Raw genomic sequence first — 18,857 nt, 5'->3', positions numbered from 1 at the left:
AACAGGAGCTGGAATACGCACCGAAAGAACAGGTCGCCGCTTAAATATCAATGTGACATTACGCCAATGATTGTTTAGGATGGCCGGCAGAAGGTCAATAGTTTGGCACAAACAAAATGATCGAAAAACAAGAGCCAAAACATTGACACATGAAAGCGTCAAATAACCTTATTTTGTGAACATGAACGTCCAGACCGCTGCCGCCTACAAGCTGCCGGGTCCATGGAAGTCTACTGAGCGTGGCACCCGGAGAGTCTTCAATGAGCAGTGTTATTGCCGTTGTCAAAAGCATTGTTGGTCAGGTTTTCGTCGTATCCCCAGAGGGCATCCGGCGGGTACTCATTGAAGGTGACCACCTGAACCCAGGCGACCAATTGGACACCGGGCCTGCCGGCGCCGTCACACTGGAACTGGCCGATGGCCGCACGCTGGACCTGGGCCGCGACACCCAGTGGAGCGCCAATGCCCCGGACTCGTCCACCGATCTTGAACAGGCCGCTGCCCAGGCCGCGCCGTCGGTAGAAGAGTTGCAACAAGCCATCACCGCTGGCGTCGACCCGACGACCGCCCTGGAAGCCACCGCCGCCGGCGCTACCGCCGCGGGTACCGGTGGTGCCGCCGGTGGTGGCCACAGCTTTGTGGTGCTCGATGCCACCGCTGGTAGCGTCGACCCTACTGTCGGTTTCCCAACTGAGGGCCTCGCTGCGGCTGCCGCCACCGGTAACAACATCCTGGGTGGCGATACCACGGCCAATACGACCGCCAACGCCGTGCTCAATGCGACGATGACCCTGAGCGCCACGCCGACCCTGACCGAGGCCGGCGGCGTGCTGGTCTACACCGCGACCGTAACCCAGGCCCCGCAGACCAACCTGACCGTGACCTTGTCCAACGGCGCGGTCATCGTGATCCCGGCCGGTCAGCTGACCGGCAGCGTCAACGTTCCACTCGCGCCGAATGACACGGTCTACAACGACCCAAGCCAAATCAGCGTGACCGTCACTGGTACTACCGGTGGCGCTGGCATTGCCGTGACCGTGCCCACCACGCCGGCCGTGACCCAGATCACCGACACCATCGACACCACCACCGTCACCCTGAGCGCGGGCAATACCGTCACCGAAGGCGGCCAGATCACCTACACCGCCACCCTGACCAACCCGGCCCAGACCCCAGTGACCGTGACCCTGAGCAACGGCTCGGTCATCACCATCGCTGCGGGCCAGACCACTGGCACCGTCAACGTCGACACCCCGGCCAATGACGTCTACAACAACGGCAGCACGGTCAGCACCACCATTACCGGTGCGACCGGTGGCAACTTTGAAAACCTAGTGCCGAGCACTGCGCCTGCGGTTACCACGATTACCGATTCGGCGGATGCCACTGGCCTGACCCTGACCGCCAGCAACACCATCACCGAAGGCGGTTCGATCACTTATACCGCCACGCTGACCAACCCGGCCCAGACCCCGGTGACCGTGACCTTGAGCAATGGCTCGGTCATTACCATCGCTGCGGGCCAGACCACTGGCACCGTCAACGTCGACACCCCGGCCAATGACGTCTACACCAACGGCAGCACGGTCAGCACCACCATTACCGGTGCGACCGGTGGCAACTTTGAAAACCTGGTGCCGAGCACTGCGCCTGCGGTTACCACGATTACCGATTCGGCGGATGCCACCGGCCTGACCCTGACCGCCAGCAACACCATCACCGAAGGCGGTTCGATCACTTATACCGCGACGCTGACCAACCCGGCCCAGACTCCGGTGACCGTGACCTTGAGCAATGGCTCGGTCATTACCATCGCTGCGGGCCAGACTACCGGCACCGTCAACGTCGAGACGCCGGCTAATGACGTCTACAACAACGGCAGCACAGTCAGCACCACCATTACCGGTGCGACCGGTGGCAACTTTGAAAACCTGGTGCCGAGCACCGCGCCTGCGGTTACTACGATTACCGATTCGGTTGACACCACCGGCCTGACCCTGACCGCCAGCAACACCATCACCGAAGGCGGTTCGATCACTTATACCGCGACGCTGACCAACCCGGCCCAGACTCCGGTGACCGTGACCTTGAGCAATGGCTCGGTCATTACCATCGCTGCGGGCCAGACTACCGGCACCGTCAACGTCGAGACGCCGGCTAATGACGTCTACAACAACGGCAGCACAGTCAGCACCACCATTACCGGTGCGACCGGTGGCAACTTTGAAAACCTGGTGCCGAGCACCGCGCCTGCGGTTACTACGATTACCGATTCGGTTGACACCACTACGGTGACGCTGACTGCCACGCCGACCGTGAACGAAAACGGCACGATCACCTATACCGCGACCCTGACCGATGCCAACGGCAACCCGGTTACCGCGCAAAATGGTCCGGTGACTGTGACCCTGGACAGCGGCAAAACCATCACCATCGCAGTAGGCGCAAGCTCGGGTGTACTGGACGTCGCCGTCGGCAACGACGTGTACCAAGGGCCGACCACGGTCACCGAAAGCATCAGTACCGCCACGGGCGGTAACCTGGAAGCCATCGCACCGAACACCGCGCCGGTCAGCACCATTGTCAGCGATGTCAACGACACCACCTCAGTGACGTTGACCGCGACACCGACCGTAAATGAAAACGGCACCATTACCTACACCGCGACTTTGACCGATGCCAACGGCAACCCGGTTACCGCGCAGAACGGTCCGGTCACTGTGACCTTGGACAGCGGCAAAACCATCACCATCGCAGTAGGCGCAAGCTCAGGCGTGCTCGATGTCGCTGTGGGCAACGACGTGTACCAAGGCCCAACCACCGTTACCGAGTCGATTGCCTCGGCTTCCGGTGGCAACCTCGAAGCCATCGCACCGAACACCGCGCCGGTCAGCACCGTGGTCAGCGATGTCAACGACACTACTACCGTGACGCTGACTGCCACACCGACCGTGAATGAAAACGGCACCATCACCTACACCGCCACCCTGACCGATGCCAACGGCAATCCAGTCACCGCGCAAAATGGTCCGGTCACTGTCACGCTCGATAGCGGCAAAACCATCACCATTGCTGCGGGCGCAAGCTCAGGTGTGTTGGATGTGGCCGTCGGCAACGACGTTTACCAAGGGCCGACCACGGTCACCGAAAGCATCAGTACTGCCACTGGCGGGAACTTGGAAGCTATCGCACCGAACACGGCTCCGGTGAGCACCATCGTCAGCGATATCAACGACACCACCAACGTGACGTTGACCGCCACACCAACCGTGAACGAAAACGGCACGATCACTTACACCGCGACGCTGACCGATACCAATGGCAACCCGGTCACCGCGCAGAACGGTCCTGTGACCGTCACGCTCGACAGCGGCAAGACCATCACCATCGCAGCAGGCGCAAGCTCCGGTGTGCTCGATGTCGCTGTGGGTAACGATGTTTACCAAGGCCCGACCACCGTCACCGAGTCGATTGCCTCGGCATCCGGTGGCAACCTTGAAGCCATCGCGCCAAACACCTCGCCGGTCAGCACCATCGTCAGCGACGTCAACGACACCACTACCGTGACCTTGACCGCCACGCCGACCGTGAACGAAAACGGCACGATCACCTACACCGCGACCCTGACCGATGCCAACGGCAACCCGGTTACCGCGCAGAACGGTCCGGTGACTGTGACCCTGGACAGCGGCAAAACCATCACCATCGCAGCAGGCGCAAGCTCAGGCGTGCTCGATGTCGCTGTGGGCAACGACGTGTACCAAGGCCCAACCACCGTTACCGAGTCGATTGCCTCGGCTTCCGGTGGCAACCTCGAAGCCATCGCACCCAACACCGCCCCGGTCAACACCATCGTCAGCGACATCAACGACACCACTACCGTGACGTTGACCGCCACACCGACCGTAAATGAAAACGGCACCATTACCTACACCGCGACCTTGACTGATGCCAACGGCAATCCAGTCACCGCGCAAAATGGTCCGGTGACCGTCACCCTGGACAGCGGCAAAACCATCACCATCGCCGCCGGCGCCAGCTCGGGTGTGCTCGATGTCGCCGTTGGCAATGACGTGTACCAAGGTCCAACCACGGTCACCGAAAGCATCAGTACTGCCACTGGCGGTAACTTGGAAGCCATCGCACCCAACACCACGCCAGTCAGCACCGTGGTCAGCGACGTCAACGACACCACTACCGTGACGTTGACTGCCACACCGACCGTGAATGAAAACGGCACGATCACCTATACCGCAACCCTGACCGACGCCAATGGCAACCCGGTCACCGCGCAAAATGGTCCTGTGACCGTCACGCTCGACAGCGGCAAAACGATCACCATCGCTGCGGGCGCAAGCTCGGGTGTGCTCGATGTTGCTGTGGGTAACGACGTATACCAAGGCCCAACCACCGTGACCGAGTCGATTGCCTCGGCATCCGGTGGCAACCTTGAAGCCATCGCGCCAAACACAGCTCCGGTCAGCACCATCGTCAGCGACGTCAACGACACCACTACCGTGACGTTGACTGCCACACCGACCGTGAATGAAAACGGCACGATCACCTATACCGCAACCCTGACCGACGCCAATGGCAACCCGGTCACCGCGCAAAATGGTCCTGTGACCGTCACGCTCGACAGCGGCAAAACGATCACCATCGCTGCGGGCGCAAGCTCGGGTGTGCTCGATGTTGCTGTGGGTAACGACGTATACCAAGGCCCAACCACCGTGACCGAGTCGATTGCCTCGGCATCCGGTGGCAACCTTGAAGCCATCGCGCCAAACACAGCTCCGGTCAGCACCATCGTCAGCGACGTCAACGACACCACTACCGTGACGTTGACTGCCACACCGACCGTGAATGAAAACGGCACGATCACCTATACCGCAACCCTGACCGACGCCAATGGCAGCCCGGTTACCGCGCAGAACGGTCCGGTGACTGTGACCCTGGACAGCGGCAAAACCATCACCATCGCTGCGGGCGCAAGCTCCGGCGTGCTGGATGTCGCTGTGGGCAACGACGTGTACCAAGGTCCGACCACCGTTACCGAAAGCATCAGTACCGCCACGGGCGGTAACTTGGAAGCCATCGCACCAAACACCGCCCCGGTCAGCACCGTGGTCAGCGACGTCAACGACACCACCACCGTGACGCTGACTGCCACACCGACCGTGAATGAAAACGGCACGATCACCTATACCGCAACCCTGACCGACGCCAATGGCAACCCGGTTACCGCGCAGAACGGTCCGGTGACTGTGACCCTGGACAGCGGCAAGACCATCACCATCGCAGCAGGCGCAAGCTCCGGTGTGCTCGATGTTGCCGTCGGCAACGACGTGTACCAAGGTCCGACCACCGTTACCGAAAGCATCAGTACTGCCACTGGCGGGAACTTGGAAGCTATCGCACCCAACACCACGCCAGTCAGCACCGTGGTCAGCGACGTCAACGACACCACCAACGTGACGTTGACCGCCACACCGACCGTGAATGAAAACGGCACGATCACTTACACCGCGACGCTGACCGATGCCAACGGCAACCCGGTTACCGCGCAAAATGGTCCGGTGACTGTCACGCTCGATAGCGGCAAAACCATCACCATCGCGGCGGGCGCAAGCTCCGGTGTGTTGGATGTGGCCGTCGGCAACGACGTTTACCAAGGGCCGACCACGGTCACCGAAAGCATCAGTACTGCCACGGGCGGGAACTTGGAAGCTATCGCACCGAACACTGCTCCAGTGAGCACCGTGGTCAGCGATATCAACGACACCACCACGGTGACGTTGACCGCTACGCCGACCGTGAACGAAAACGGCACGATCACCTATACCGCGACCCTGACCGATGCCAACGGCAACCCGGTTACCGCGCAGAACGGCCCGGTCACCGTCACGCTCGATAGCGGCAAAACCATCACCATTGCTGCGGGCGCAAGCTCCGGTGTGTTGGATGTGGCCGTCGGCAACGACGTTTACCAAGGGCCGACCACGGTCACCGAAAGCATCAGTACTGCCACGGGCGGGAACTTGGAAGCTATCGCACCGAACACTGCTCCAGTGAGCACCGTGGTCAGCGATATCAACGACACCACCACGGTGACGTTGACCGCTACGCCGACCGTGAACGAAAACGGCACGATCACCTATACCGCGACCCTGACCGATGCCAACGGCAACCCGGTTACCGCGCAGAACGGCCCGGTCACCGTCACGCTCGATAGCGGCAAAACCATCACCATTGCTGCGGGCGCAAGCTCCGGTGTGTTGGATGTGGCCGTAGGCAACGACGTTTACCAAGGGCCGACGACGGTCACCGAAAGCATCAGTACTGCCACTGGCGGGAACTTGGAAGCTATCGCACCCAACACCACGCCAGTCAGCACCGTGGTCAGCGACGTCAACGACACCACCAACGTGACGTTGACCGCCACACCGACCGTGAACGAAAACGGCACGATCACTTACACCGCGACGCTGACCGATGCCAATGGCAACCCGGTCACCGCTCAGAACGGCCCGGTCACCGTCACGCTCGATAGCGGCAAAACCATCACCATTGCTGCAGGCGCAAGCTCCGGTGTGTTGGATGTGGCCGTAGGCAACGACGTTTACCAAGGGCCGACCACGGTCACCGAAAGCATCAGTACTGCCACTGGCGGGAACTTGGAAGCTATCGCACCGAACACGGCTCCGGTGAGCACCATCGTCAGCGATATCAACGACACCACCAACGTGACGTTGACCGCCACACCAACCGTGAACGAAAACGGCACGATCACCTACACCGCTACCTTGACCGACGCCAACGGCAACCCGGTCACCGCGCAGAACGGTCCTGTGACCGTCACGCTCGACAGCGGCAAAACGATCACCATCGCTGCGGGCGCAAGCTCGGGTGTGCTCGATGTTGCTGTGGGTAACGACGTATACCAAGGCCCAACCACCGTGACCGAGTCGATTGCCTCGGCATCCGGTGGCAACCTTGAAGCCATCGCGCCAAACACAGCTCCGGTCAGCACCATCGTCAGCGACGTCAACGACACCACTACCGTGACGCTGACTGCCACACCGACCGTGAATGAAAACGGCACCATCACTTACACCGCGACGCTGACCGATGCCAATGGCAACCCGGTCACCGCGCAAAATGGTCCTGTGACCGTTACGCTCGACAGCGGCAAAACGATCACCATCGCCGCAGGCGCAAGCTCGGGCGTGCTCGATGTCGCTGTGGGCAACGACGTGTACCAAGGTCCAACCACGGTCACCGAGTCGATTGCCTCGGCATCCGGTGGCAACCTTGAAGCCATCGCACCCAACACCGCCCCGGTCAACACCATCGTCAGCGACATCAACGACACCACTACCGTGACGTTGACCGCCACACCGACCGTGAACGAAAACGGCACGATCACTTACACCGCGACGCTGACCGATGCCAATGGCAACCCGGTCACCGCGCAGAACGGCCCGGTCACCGTCACGCTCGATAGCGGCAAAACCATCACCATTGCTGCGGGCGCAAGCTCCGGTGTGTTGGATGTGGCCGTCGGCAACGACGTTTACCAAGGGCCGACCACGGTCACCGAGTCGATCGCTTCGGCTTCCGGTGGCAACCTCGAAGCCATTGCACCGAACACCGCCCCGGTCAGCACCATCGTCAGCGATGTCAACGACACCACCACGGTGACGTTGACCGCTACGCCGACCGTGAACGAAAACGGCACGATCACCTACACCGCGACCCTGACCGATGCCAACGGCAACCCGGTTACCGCGCAGAACGGTCCTGTGACCGTCACGCTCGACAGCGGCAAGACCATCACCATCGCAGCAGGCGCAAGCTCCGGTGTGCTCGATGTCGCTGTGGGTAACGATGTTTACCAAGGCCCGACGACGGTCACCGAGTCGATCGCTTCGGCTTCCGGTGGCAACCTCGAAGCCATTGCACCGAACACCGCCCCGGTGAGCACCATCGTCAGCGATGTCAACGACACCACCACGGTGACCTTGACCGCCACGCCGACCGTAAATGAAAACGGCACCATTACCTACACCGCCACCCTGACCGACGCCAACGGCAATCCAGTCACCGCGCAAAATGGTCCTGTGACCGTCACGCTCGACAGCGGCAAGACCATCACCATCGCAGCAGGCGCAAGCTCCGGTGTGCTCGATGTTGCCGTCGGCAACGACGTGTACCAAGGTCCGACCACCGTTACCGAAAGCATCAGTACCGCCACGGGCGGTAACTTGGAAGCCATCGCACCAAACACCGCCCCGGTCAGCACCGTGGTCAGCGACGTCAACGACACCACCACCGTGACGCTGACTGCCACACCGACCGTGAATGAAAACGGCACGATCACTTACACCGCGACCCTGACCGACGCCAATGGCAACCCGGTCACCGCGCAAAATGGTCCGGTGACTGTGACCCTGGACAGCGGCAAAACGATCACCATCGCTGCGGGCGCAAGCTCCGGCGTGCTCGATGTCGCTGTGGGCAACGACGTGTACCAAGGTCCGACCACCGTTACCGAAAGCATCAGTACCGCCACGGGCGGTAACTTGGAAGCCATCGCACCAAACACCGCCCCGGTCAGCACCGTGGTCAGCGACGTCAACGACACCACCACCGTGACGTTGACCGCCACACCAACCGTGAATGAAAACGGCACCATCACCTACACCGCGACCCTGACCGATGCCAATGGCAACCCGGTTACCGCGCAGAACGGTCCTGTGACCGTCACGCTCGACAGCGGCAAAACGATCACCATCGCCGCAGGCGCAAGCTCCGGCGTGCTGGATGTCGCTGTGGGCAACGACGTGTACCAAGGCCCAACCACGGTCACCGAGTCGATTGCCTCGGCATCCGGTGGCAACCTTGAAGCCATCGCACCCAACACCGCCCCGGTCAACACCATCGTCAGCGACATCAACGACACCACTACCGTGACGTTGACCGCCACACCGACCGTAAATGAAAACGGCACGATCACCTACACCGCGACCTTGACCGATGCCAACGGCAACCCGGTTACCGCGCAAAATGGTCCGGTGACTGTCACGCTCGATAGCGGCAAAACCATCACCATCGCGGCGGGCGCAAGCTCCGGTGTGTTGGATGTGGCCGTCGGCAACGACGTTTACCAAGGGCCGACCACGGTCACCGAAAGCATCAGTACTGCCACGGGCGGGAACTTGGAAGCTATCGCACCCAACACCACGCCAGTCAGCACCGTGGTCAGCGACGTCAACGACACCACTACCGTGACGTTGACTGCCACACCGACCGTGAATGAAAACGGCACGATCACCTACACCGCGACCTTGACCGATGCCAACGGCAACCCGGTTACCGCGCAAAATGGTCCGGTGACTGTCACGCTCGATAGCGGCAAAACCATCACCATCGCGGCGGGCGCAAGCTCCGGTGTGTTGGATGTGGCCGTCGGCAACGACGTTTACCAAGGGCCGACCACGGTCACCGAAAGCATCAGTACTGCCACGGGCGGGAACTTGGAAGCTATCGCACCCAACACCACGCCAGTCAGCACCGTGGTCAGCGACGTCAACGACACCACTACCGTGACGTTGACTGCCACACCGACCGTGAATGAAAACGGCACGATCACCTATACCGCCACCCTGACCGACGCCAATGGCAACCCGGTCACCGCGCAAAATGGTCCTGTGACGGTTACCTTGGACAGCGGCAAAACGATCACCATCGCTGCGGGCGCAAGCTCAGGCGTGCTCGATGTGGCCGTCGGCAACGACGTTTACCAAGGGCCGACCACGGTCACCGAAAGCATCAGTACTGCCACGGGCGGTAACTTGGAAGCCATCGCACCGAACACGGCTCCGGTGAGCACCATCGTCAGCGATGTCAACGACACCACCTCAGTGACGTTGACCGCGACACCGACCGTAAATGAAAACGGCACGATCACTTACACCGCGACCTTGACCGATGCCAACGGCAACCCGGTTACCGCGCAAAATGGTCCGGTGACTGTCACGCTCGATAGCGGCAAAACCATCACCATCGCGGCGGGCGCAAGCTCCGGTGTGTTGGATGTGGCCGTCGGCAACGACGTTTACCAAGGGCCGACCACGGTCACCGAAAGCATCAGTACTGCCACGGGCGGGAACTTGGAAGCTATCGCACCAAACACCGCCCCGGTCAGCACCATCGTCAGCGATGTCAACGACACCACCACGGTGACGTTGACCGCTACGCCGACCGTGAACGAAAACGGCACGATCACCTATACCGCGACCCTGACCGATGCCAACGGCAACCCGGTTACCGCGCAGAACGGTCCTGTGACCGTCACGCTCGACAGCGGCAAAACCATCACCATCGCCGCCGGTGCAAGTTCGGGTGTGCTGGACGTAGCCGTTGGCAACGACGTGTACCAAGGCCCAACCACGGTCACCGAAAGCATCAGTACCGCCACGGGCGGTAACTTGGAAGCCATCGCACCAAACACCGCCCCGGTCAGCACCATCGTCAGCGATGTCAACGACACCACCACGGTGACGTTGACCGCTACGCCGACCGTGAATGAAAACGGCACCATTACTTACACCGCGACCTTGACCGATGCCAACGGCAATCCAGTCACCGCGCAAAATGGTCCTGTGACGGTTACCTTGGACAGCGGCAAAACGATCACCATCGCTGCGGGCGCAAGCTCAGGCGTGCTCGATGTCGCTGTGGGTAACGACGTGTACCAAGGGCCGACCACCGTTACCGAGTCGATCAAAGATGCATCCGGTGGCAACCTTGAGGCCATCGCGCCAAACACCGCGCCGGTCAGCACCATTGTCAGCGATGTCAACGACACCACCACCGTGACGTTGACCGCCACACCAACCGTGAATGAAAACGGCACGATCACCTACACCGCGACCCTGACCGATGCCAACGGCAATCCAGTCACCGCGCAAAATGGTCCTGTGACCGTCACCCTCGACAGCGGCAAGACCATCACCATTGCTGCGGGCGCAAGCTCCGGTGTGTTGGATGTGGCCGTAGGCAACGACGTTTACCAAGGGCCGACCACGGTCACCGAAAGCATCAGTACTGCCACTGGCGGGAACTTGGAAGCTATCGCACCGAACACTGCTCCAGTGAGCACCGTGGTCAGCGATATCAACGACACCACCTCAGTGACGTTGACCGCCACACCAACCGCGAATGAAAACGGCACCATTACTTACACCGCGACCTTGACCGATGCCAACGGCAATCCAGTCACGGCGCAAAATGGTCCGGTGACTGTGACCCTGGACAGCGGCAAAACCATCACCATCGCAGCAGGCGCAAGCTCCGGTGTGTTGGATGTGGCCGTCGGCAACGACGTTTACCAAGGGCCGACCACGGTCACCGAAAGCATCAGTACTGCCACTGGCGGTAACTTGGAAGCCATCGCACCCAACACCACGCCAGTCAGCACCGTGGTCAGCGACGTCAACGACACCACTACCGTGACGCTGACTGCCACACCGACCGTGAATGAAAACGGCACCATTACCTACACCGCCACCCTGACCGACGCCAACGGCAATCCAGTCACCGCGCAAAATGGTCCTGTGACCGTCACGCTCGACAGCGGCAAGACCATCACCATTGCTGCGGGCGCAAGCTCCGGTGTGTTGGATGTGGCCGTTGGCAACGACGTTTACCAAGGGCCGACCACGGTCACCGAAAGCATCAGCACTGCCACTGGCGGCAACCTGGAAGCCATCGCGCCAAACACAGCCCCGGTCAGCACCGTGGTCAGCGACGTCAACGACACCACTACCGTGACGCTGACTGCCACACCGACCGTGAATGAAAACGGCACCATCACCTACACCGCCACCCTGACCGACGCCAATGGCAATCCAGTCACCGCGCAGAACGGTCCTGTGACCGTCACGCTCGACAGCGGCAAGACCATCACCATCGCAGCAGGCGCAAGCTCCGGTGTGCTCGATGTCGCTGTGGGTAACGACGTGTACCAAGGCCCGACGACGGTCACCGAGTCGATCGCTTCGGCTTCCGGTGGCAACCTCGAAGCCATTGCACCGAACACCGCCCCGGTCAGCACCATCGTCAGCGACGTCAACGACACCACTACCGTGACGTTGACTGCCACACCGACCGTGAACGAAAACGGCACGATCACTTACACCGCGACGCTGACCGATACCAATGGCAACCCGGTCACCGCGCAGAACGGTCCTGTGACCGTCACGCTCGACAGCGGCAAGACCATCACCATCGCAGCAGGCGCAAGCTCCGGTGTGCTCGATGTCGCTGTGGGTAACGACGTGTACCAAGGGCCGACCACCGTTACCGAGTCGATCAAAGATGCATCCGGTGGCAACCTTGAGGCCATCGCGCCAAACACCGCGCCGGTCAGCACCATTGTCAGCGATGTCAACGACACCACCACCGTGACGTTGACCGCCACACCAACCGTGAATGAAAACGGCACGATCACCTACACCGCGACCCTGACCGATGCCAACGGCAATCCAGTCACCGCGCAAAATGGTCCTGTGACCGTCACCCTCGACAGCGGCAAGACCATCACCATTGCTGCCGGCGCAAGCTCCGGTGTGTTGGATGTGGCCGTTGGCAACGACGTTTACCAAGGGCCGACCACGGTCACCGAAAGCATCAGCACTGCCACTGGCGGCAACCTGGAAGCCATCGCGCCAAACACAGCCCCGGTCAGCACCGTGGTCAGCGACGTCAACGACACCACTACCGTGACGCTGACTGCCACACCGACCGTGAATGAAAACGGCACCATCACCTACACCGCCACCCTGACCGACGCCAATGGCAATCCAGTCACCGCGCAGAACGGTCCTGTGACCGTCACGCTCGACAGCGGCAAGACCATCACCATCGCAGCAGGCGCAAGCTCCGGTGTGCTCGATGTCGCTGTGGGTAACGATGTTTACCAAGGCCCGACCACCGTCACCGAGTCGATTGCCTCGGCATCCGGTGGCAACCTTGAAGCCATCGCGCCAAACACCTCGCCGGTCAGCACCATCGTCAGCGACGTCAACGACACCACTACCGTGACCTTGACCGCCACGCCGACCGTGAACGAAAACGGCACGATCACCTACACCGCGACCCTGACCGGTGCCGACGGCAAACCCGTCACCGCGCAGAACGGTCCGGTCACCGTGACCCTGGACAGTGGCAAGACCATCACCATCGCCGCGGGTGCAAGCTCAGGCGTGTTGGATGTCGCCGTCGGTAACGATGTGTACCAAGGCCCAACCACGGTCACCGAGTCGATCAAATCGGCATCCGGCGGCAACCTCGAAGCCATCGCACCGAACACGGCTCCGGTGAGCACCATCGTCAGCGACGTCAACGACACCACTACCGTGACCTTGACCGCCACACCGACCGTAAATGAAAACGGCACCATTACCTACACCGCCACCCTGACCGGTGCCGACGGCAAACCCGTCACCGCACAGAACGGTCCGGTCACCGTGACCCTGGACAGCGGCAAAACCATCACCATCGCAGCAGGCGCAAGCTCAGGCGTGCTCGATGTCGCTGTGGGTAACGATGTTTACCAAGGCCCGACCACCGTCACCGAAAGCATCAGTACCGCCACGGGCGGAAATCTGGAAGCCATCGCACCGAACACGGCTCCGGTCAGCACCATCGTCAGCGACGTCAACGACACCACTACCGTGACGTTGACCGCCACGCCGACCGTGAACGAAAACGGCACGATCACCTACACCGCGACCCTGACCGGTGCCGACGGCAAACCCGTCACCGCGCAGAACGGTCCGGTCACCGTGACCTTGGACAGCGGCAAGACCATCACCATCGCCGCGGGTGCAAGCTCAGGCGTGCTGGATGTCGCCGTCGGCAACGACGTGTACCAAGGCCCAACCACGGTCACCGAGTCGATAAAATCGGCATCCGGTGGCAACCTTGAAGCCATCGCGCCAAACACAGCTCCGGTCAGCACCATCGTCAGCGACGTCAACGACACCACTACCGTGACCTTGACCGCCACGCCGACCGTGAACGAAAACGGCACGATCACCTACACCGCGACGCTGACCGGTGCCGACGGCAAACCCGTCACCGCGCAGAACGGTCCGGTCACCGTGACCCTGGACAGCGGCAAAACCATCACCATCGCAGCAGGCGCAAGCTCAGGCGTGCTGGATGTCGCCGTCGGCAACGACGTGTACCAAGGCCCAACCACGGTCACCGAGTCGATCAAAGATGCATCCGGCGGCAACCTCGAAGCCATCGCACCGAACACGGCTCCGGTGAGCACCATCGTCAGCGACGTCAACGACACCACTACCGTGACCTTGACCGCCACGCCGACCGTGAACGAAAACGGCACGATCACCTACACCGCGACCCTGACCGGTGTCGACGGCAAACCCGTCACCGCGCAGAACGGTCCGGTCACCGTGACCTTGGACAGCGGCAAAACCATCACCATCGCAGCAGGCGCAAGCTCAGGCGTGCTCGATGTTGCTGTGGGTAACGACGTGTACCAAGGCCCAACCACGGTCACCGAGTCGATAAAATCGGCATCCGGCGGCAACCTCGAAGCCATCGCACCCAACACGGCGCCGGCCAGCACCATCGTCAGCGATGTCAACGACACCACTACCGTGACCTTGACCGCCACACCGACCGTGAACGAAAACGGCACCATCACCTACACCGCGACGCTGACCGGTGTCGACGGCAAACCCGTCACCGCGCAGAACGGTCCGGTCACCGTCACCCTCGACAGCGGCAAAACCATCACCATCGCCGCCGGCGCAAGCTCAGGCGTGCTGGATGTCGCCGTCGGCAACGATGTCTACACCGGTGCGCCGTCCGTCACCGAGTCGATAAAATCGGCATCCGGCGGCAACCTCGAAGCCATCGCTGTCGATAAGACCGGCGCGTCGACGGCCGTGGGCGACACTGTCGACAACACCACCGTCAGCATCACCGGCAGCACGTCGGTCACCGAAGGCCAGGCGGCCACCTATACCGTCAGCCTGACGAACCCGGCGCATACCGAGGTGACGCTCAAGATCGTCTACAGCGGCACCGCCGCCGATGGCACGGACTTCACCGGTGTCTACACCGTGAAGATCCCGGCCAACGCCACCAGCGCCACCTTCAACGTGGCAACGCTGGACGACAAGATCACCGAAGGCACCGAAAACTTCGTGGTCAAGATCGACTCGGCCACCGGTGGCAACTTCGAGCACCTGGCGGTCAGCGGCACCAACGGCAGCGTCAGTACCTCGATCATCGACAACGATGCACCGCCAGTACTCGATCTGGACGCCAACAACTCCAGTGGCAAGACCGGCGCCGATTACCAGGTGACCTTCACCGAAGGCACCACCGGCCCAGGCGTGTCCATCGCCGACACCGACCTGAAAATCACCGACCCGGACAGCACCATGCTGACCGGCGCCACCATCGTGCTGACCAACCGTCAGCCTGGCGATGCGCTGAACCTGGGCAACAGCGTCAACGGCATCAGCATCAACGCCAACAGCACCGACGGCAAGGTCGTCCTGACGCTGTCGGGCAATGCGACGCTGGCCGACTACATGCAACAGATCAAGAACATCAGCTTCATCAACAACAACGAAGATCCGAGCACCGTACCGCGCATCATCACGGTGACGGTGACCGACGGCACCAGCTATTCCAACACCGCCACCACCACCGCGAACGTGGTCGGGGTCAACGATGCGCCGGTGGCCACCGGTGGCGCGGTAACCGGTACTGAGGACACTTCGCTGGTTCTCGGCTGGTCGACCTTCGGCATCAGCGATGTGGACAGCGCCGCCGCCAGCCAGGGTGTAAAAATCACCGGGCTGCCGGGTGACGGCAAGTTGCAGTACTTGGACGGCTCGACCTGGAAGGACGTGGCCAACAACCAGATCTTCACCAAGGCTGACATCGACGCCGGCAAGGTACGCTTCACCCCCGATGCCAACGAGTCCGGTGCCAACGGCAACCCGGCCGGCGTGGGCGATCAAAAGGCCGATTACGCGCAAATCAGCTTCCAGCCAACCGACGGCCAAGCGCTGGGCAATACCAGCACCGTGAAGATCGACATCACGCCAGTCGCCGACGCACCGAGCCTCAACGTGGCCGGCAACAACGTGACCTCCACCGGTTTGATCAAGGAAGTCTGGACCGGCCTGTCGGGCCTGGGCACCGATGGCAGCGGCGCGCCGTCCGGCACGCTCAAGTCGGTGATCGATGCCGCCGGCACGCCGAACAGCAGCAGCAACGTGACCAACGTGCAGTCCGACAGCAACGTCAACCCGGGCACCGCGTCGAAAACCTCGGGTCTGATTTTCCTCGAAGCCGGCAAGACCTACACCTTCAGTGGTACCGGTGACGACAGCCTGCTGGTCACCATCGGCGGCAAAACCGCCGCGGCGACCACTTGGGGAGCGGGCGGCCAGTTGAACGGTTCGTTCACGCCGACCACCAGCGGCTACTACACCCTGGACATCTACCATCACAATCAGACCGGCCCGGGCAGCTACGACGTGAACCTGTCGGTCAACGGCAGCACGCCAGTCGACCTGAACGGTGCCGGCGTGCCGCTCTATACCGGCGTGACCGACCTGGCGAATGCTGGCGTGACCGTCTCCGACCTGCACGGCACCAACGGTGAAGGCTACTACGACGGCTTCAAGCTCAACGAAGGCGCCGAAGGCACCAGCGTCAACCTGTCGAAGATCACCACCGCCCTGACCGACACCGACGGCTCCGAAAGCCTGAGCGTGAAGATTGGCGGCATCCCGGAAGGCAGCGTACTGAGCGACGGCGCGGGCCATACCGCGACCGTGGGCAGCAACGGCGAAGCCTCGGTCACCGGCTGGAACCTGGGCAGCCTGTCCCTGACCCCTCCGACCTACTACAACGGCCACTTCAACCTGACCGTGACGTCGACCTCCACCGAAGCCCTCGGCGGCTCGGCCACGAGCACGGCGCAGATCCCGGTCACCGTGTACCCGACGACCTATAACGCCATCACCGCCACAGCGGGCAGTGACAACATCACCGGCACCGACGGCAACGATATCGTGGTCGCCGACATCGGTGGGCTGACCGTGGTGCCGGGGGTCAACTACAACATCGCCTTCATGGTCGACAGCTCCGGCAGCATGAGCGACTCGTCCATCGCCGCGGCCAAGGCCTCGCTGACCTCGGTGTTCAACACCCTCAAGCAGAGCATGGGCAGCAACGCCGGCACGGTGAACATCTTCCTGGCGGACTTCGACAGCCAGGTGAACAAGTCGGTCTCGGTCAACCTCAACAACCCGGACGCCTTGACCCTGCTCAAGGGCGTGCTCGACTCGATGGTGTCCGGTGGCGGTACCAACTACGAAGACGTGTTCAAGACCACGGCGAACTTCTTCAACAGCACCAACGCCCTGAGCAATACCGGGGCGAAAAACCTGACGTATTTCATTACCGACGGCAAGCCGACTTACTACCAGACCGGCGAACAGGTCAATCCGACGCTTTACGGTAGCGTCAAGCTCGATGACGTCTTGAGCGCGGCCAATTACAGCGTCGGCAAGTACTACACCCAGACGATCGACAGCACGCACAAGTACACCATCTACGAAAACGGCGAGATGTACCTGTCGACCAAAAGCGGAAAGGGCTGGAAGGACAGCTATGTGGGCACGGTGCATGCCGAGGGCAATGGCACCTTTGAATTGTCGAACCAGGGCGGTACCGGTTATGGCGACTACTGGAACTATGTCGATTCGGCAGCGGGCTCGACCGACAGCTTCACGCTGCTCAAGGGCCTGAGTACCGTCGAGGCCATCGGCCTGAACAACGACGTGACCCTGAACGACCTCAAGCCCTACGACTCGGACTCGACACCGCAGACCAACATCGACCCGAACAACCTGGCCAACTCGATCATCGGCCACACCGAAGCGACCCTGCCGGGCTCCGACACGGTCAACGGCGGCGACGGCAACGACATCCTGTTCGGCGACCTGGTGAGCTTCAACGGCGTTGCCGGCGAGGGCTACCAGGCCATCCAGGCCTTCGTCGCCCAACAGAGCGGCGTGGACGTCAGCAAGGTCACCACCAGCAACGTGCACCAGTACATCACCGAGCACTACACCGCGTTCGATGTGTCCGGTGCCCACGATGGCAATGACACCCTGCTGGGCGGCGCTGGCAATGACATCATTTTCGGCCAGGGCGGCAACGACACGCTCAATGGCGGCAAGGGTAATGACATCCTGCTGGGTGGCACGGGTAACGACACACTGATCGGTGGCCAGGGCAATGACACCCTGATCGGCGGCCTGGGCGGCGATACCTTTGTCTGGAAGTCTGGCGACACCGGCAACGACGTGATCAAGAACTTCAACGCCGGTGAAGGTGACCGGATCGACCTGCGGGATCTGTTGCAGGGGGAAACGGGCAGCACCATTGACCACTTCCTGAAAATCAGCACGGTCGATGGCGTGTCGTCGCTGCAGGTCAGCACGTCCGGCCAGTTCAACACCACCAACGGTGCAGCCGCGACCCCGGACGTGACGATCAAGCTCGAAGGCAACAACTGGTCGAACGTGAACCTGAACTCGTTGATCGCCGGCAGCGATCCGACCATCAAGGTCGATCACAACAACAGCTGATCGGGCCCTCACGGCCGCCCTTCACAGGGCGGTCGTGCATGGCTGCTCCCAGGATGACGATTTCGTCTCCACCCTCCATACTCCCCACAGTTGGCCTATGCTGCCCAGCATGACGCCGCTTCATACACGAGGGATGCC

At 61.6% G+C, this 18,857-nt stretch carries 1 protein-coding gene; it reads left to right on the top strand.

Annotated features, from left to right (window positions below; all coding sequences use genetic code 11):
- The first annotated feature begins 260 nt into the window (after positions 1–260).
- Positions 261–18,719 carry a LapA family giant adhesin gene (locus KI237_RS01325; protein WP_212798469.1) on the top strand — a complete coding sequence of 6,153 codons (18,459 nt, stop codon included), beginning with the start codon at positions 261–263 and terminating at the stop codon, positions 18,717–18,719.
- The last annotated feature ends 138 nt before the right edge of the window (positions 18,720–18,857 follow it).

It is taken from the genome of Pseudomonas sp. St316 (assembly GCF_018325905.1).
Classification (GTDB): Bacteria; Pseudomonadota; Gammaproteobacteria; order Pseudomonadales; family Pseudomonadaceae; genus Aquipseudomonas.
The sequence above is the reverse complement of the archived record's forward strand: the minus strand, read 5'-3'. Positions and strand labels throughout refer to the sequence as shown.

Excerpts from the sequence above, each read along its gene's own strand:
- KI237_RS01325 (WP_212798469.1), top strand. The coding sequence starts at position 261 with ATGAGCAGTGTTATTGCCGTTGTCAAAAGCATTGTTGGTCAGGTTTTC.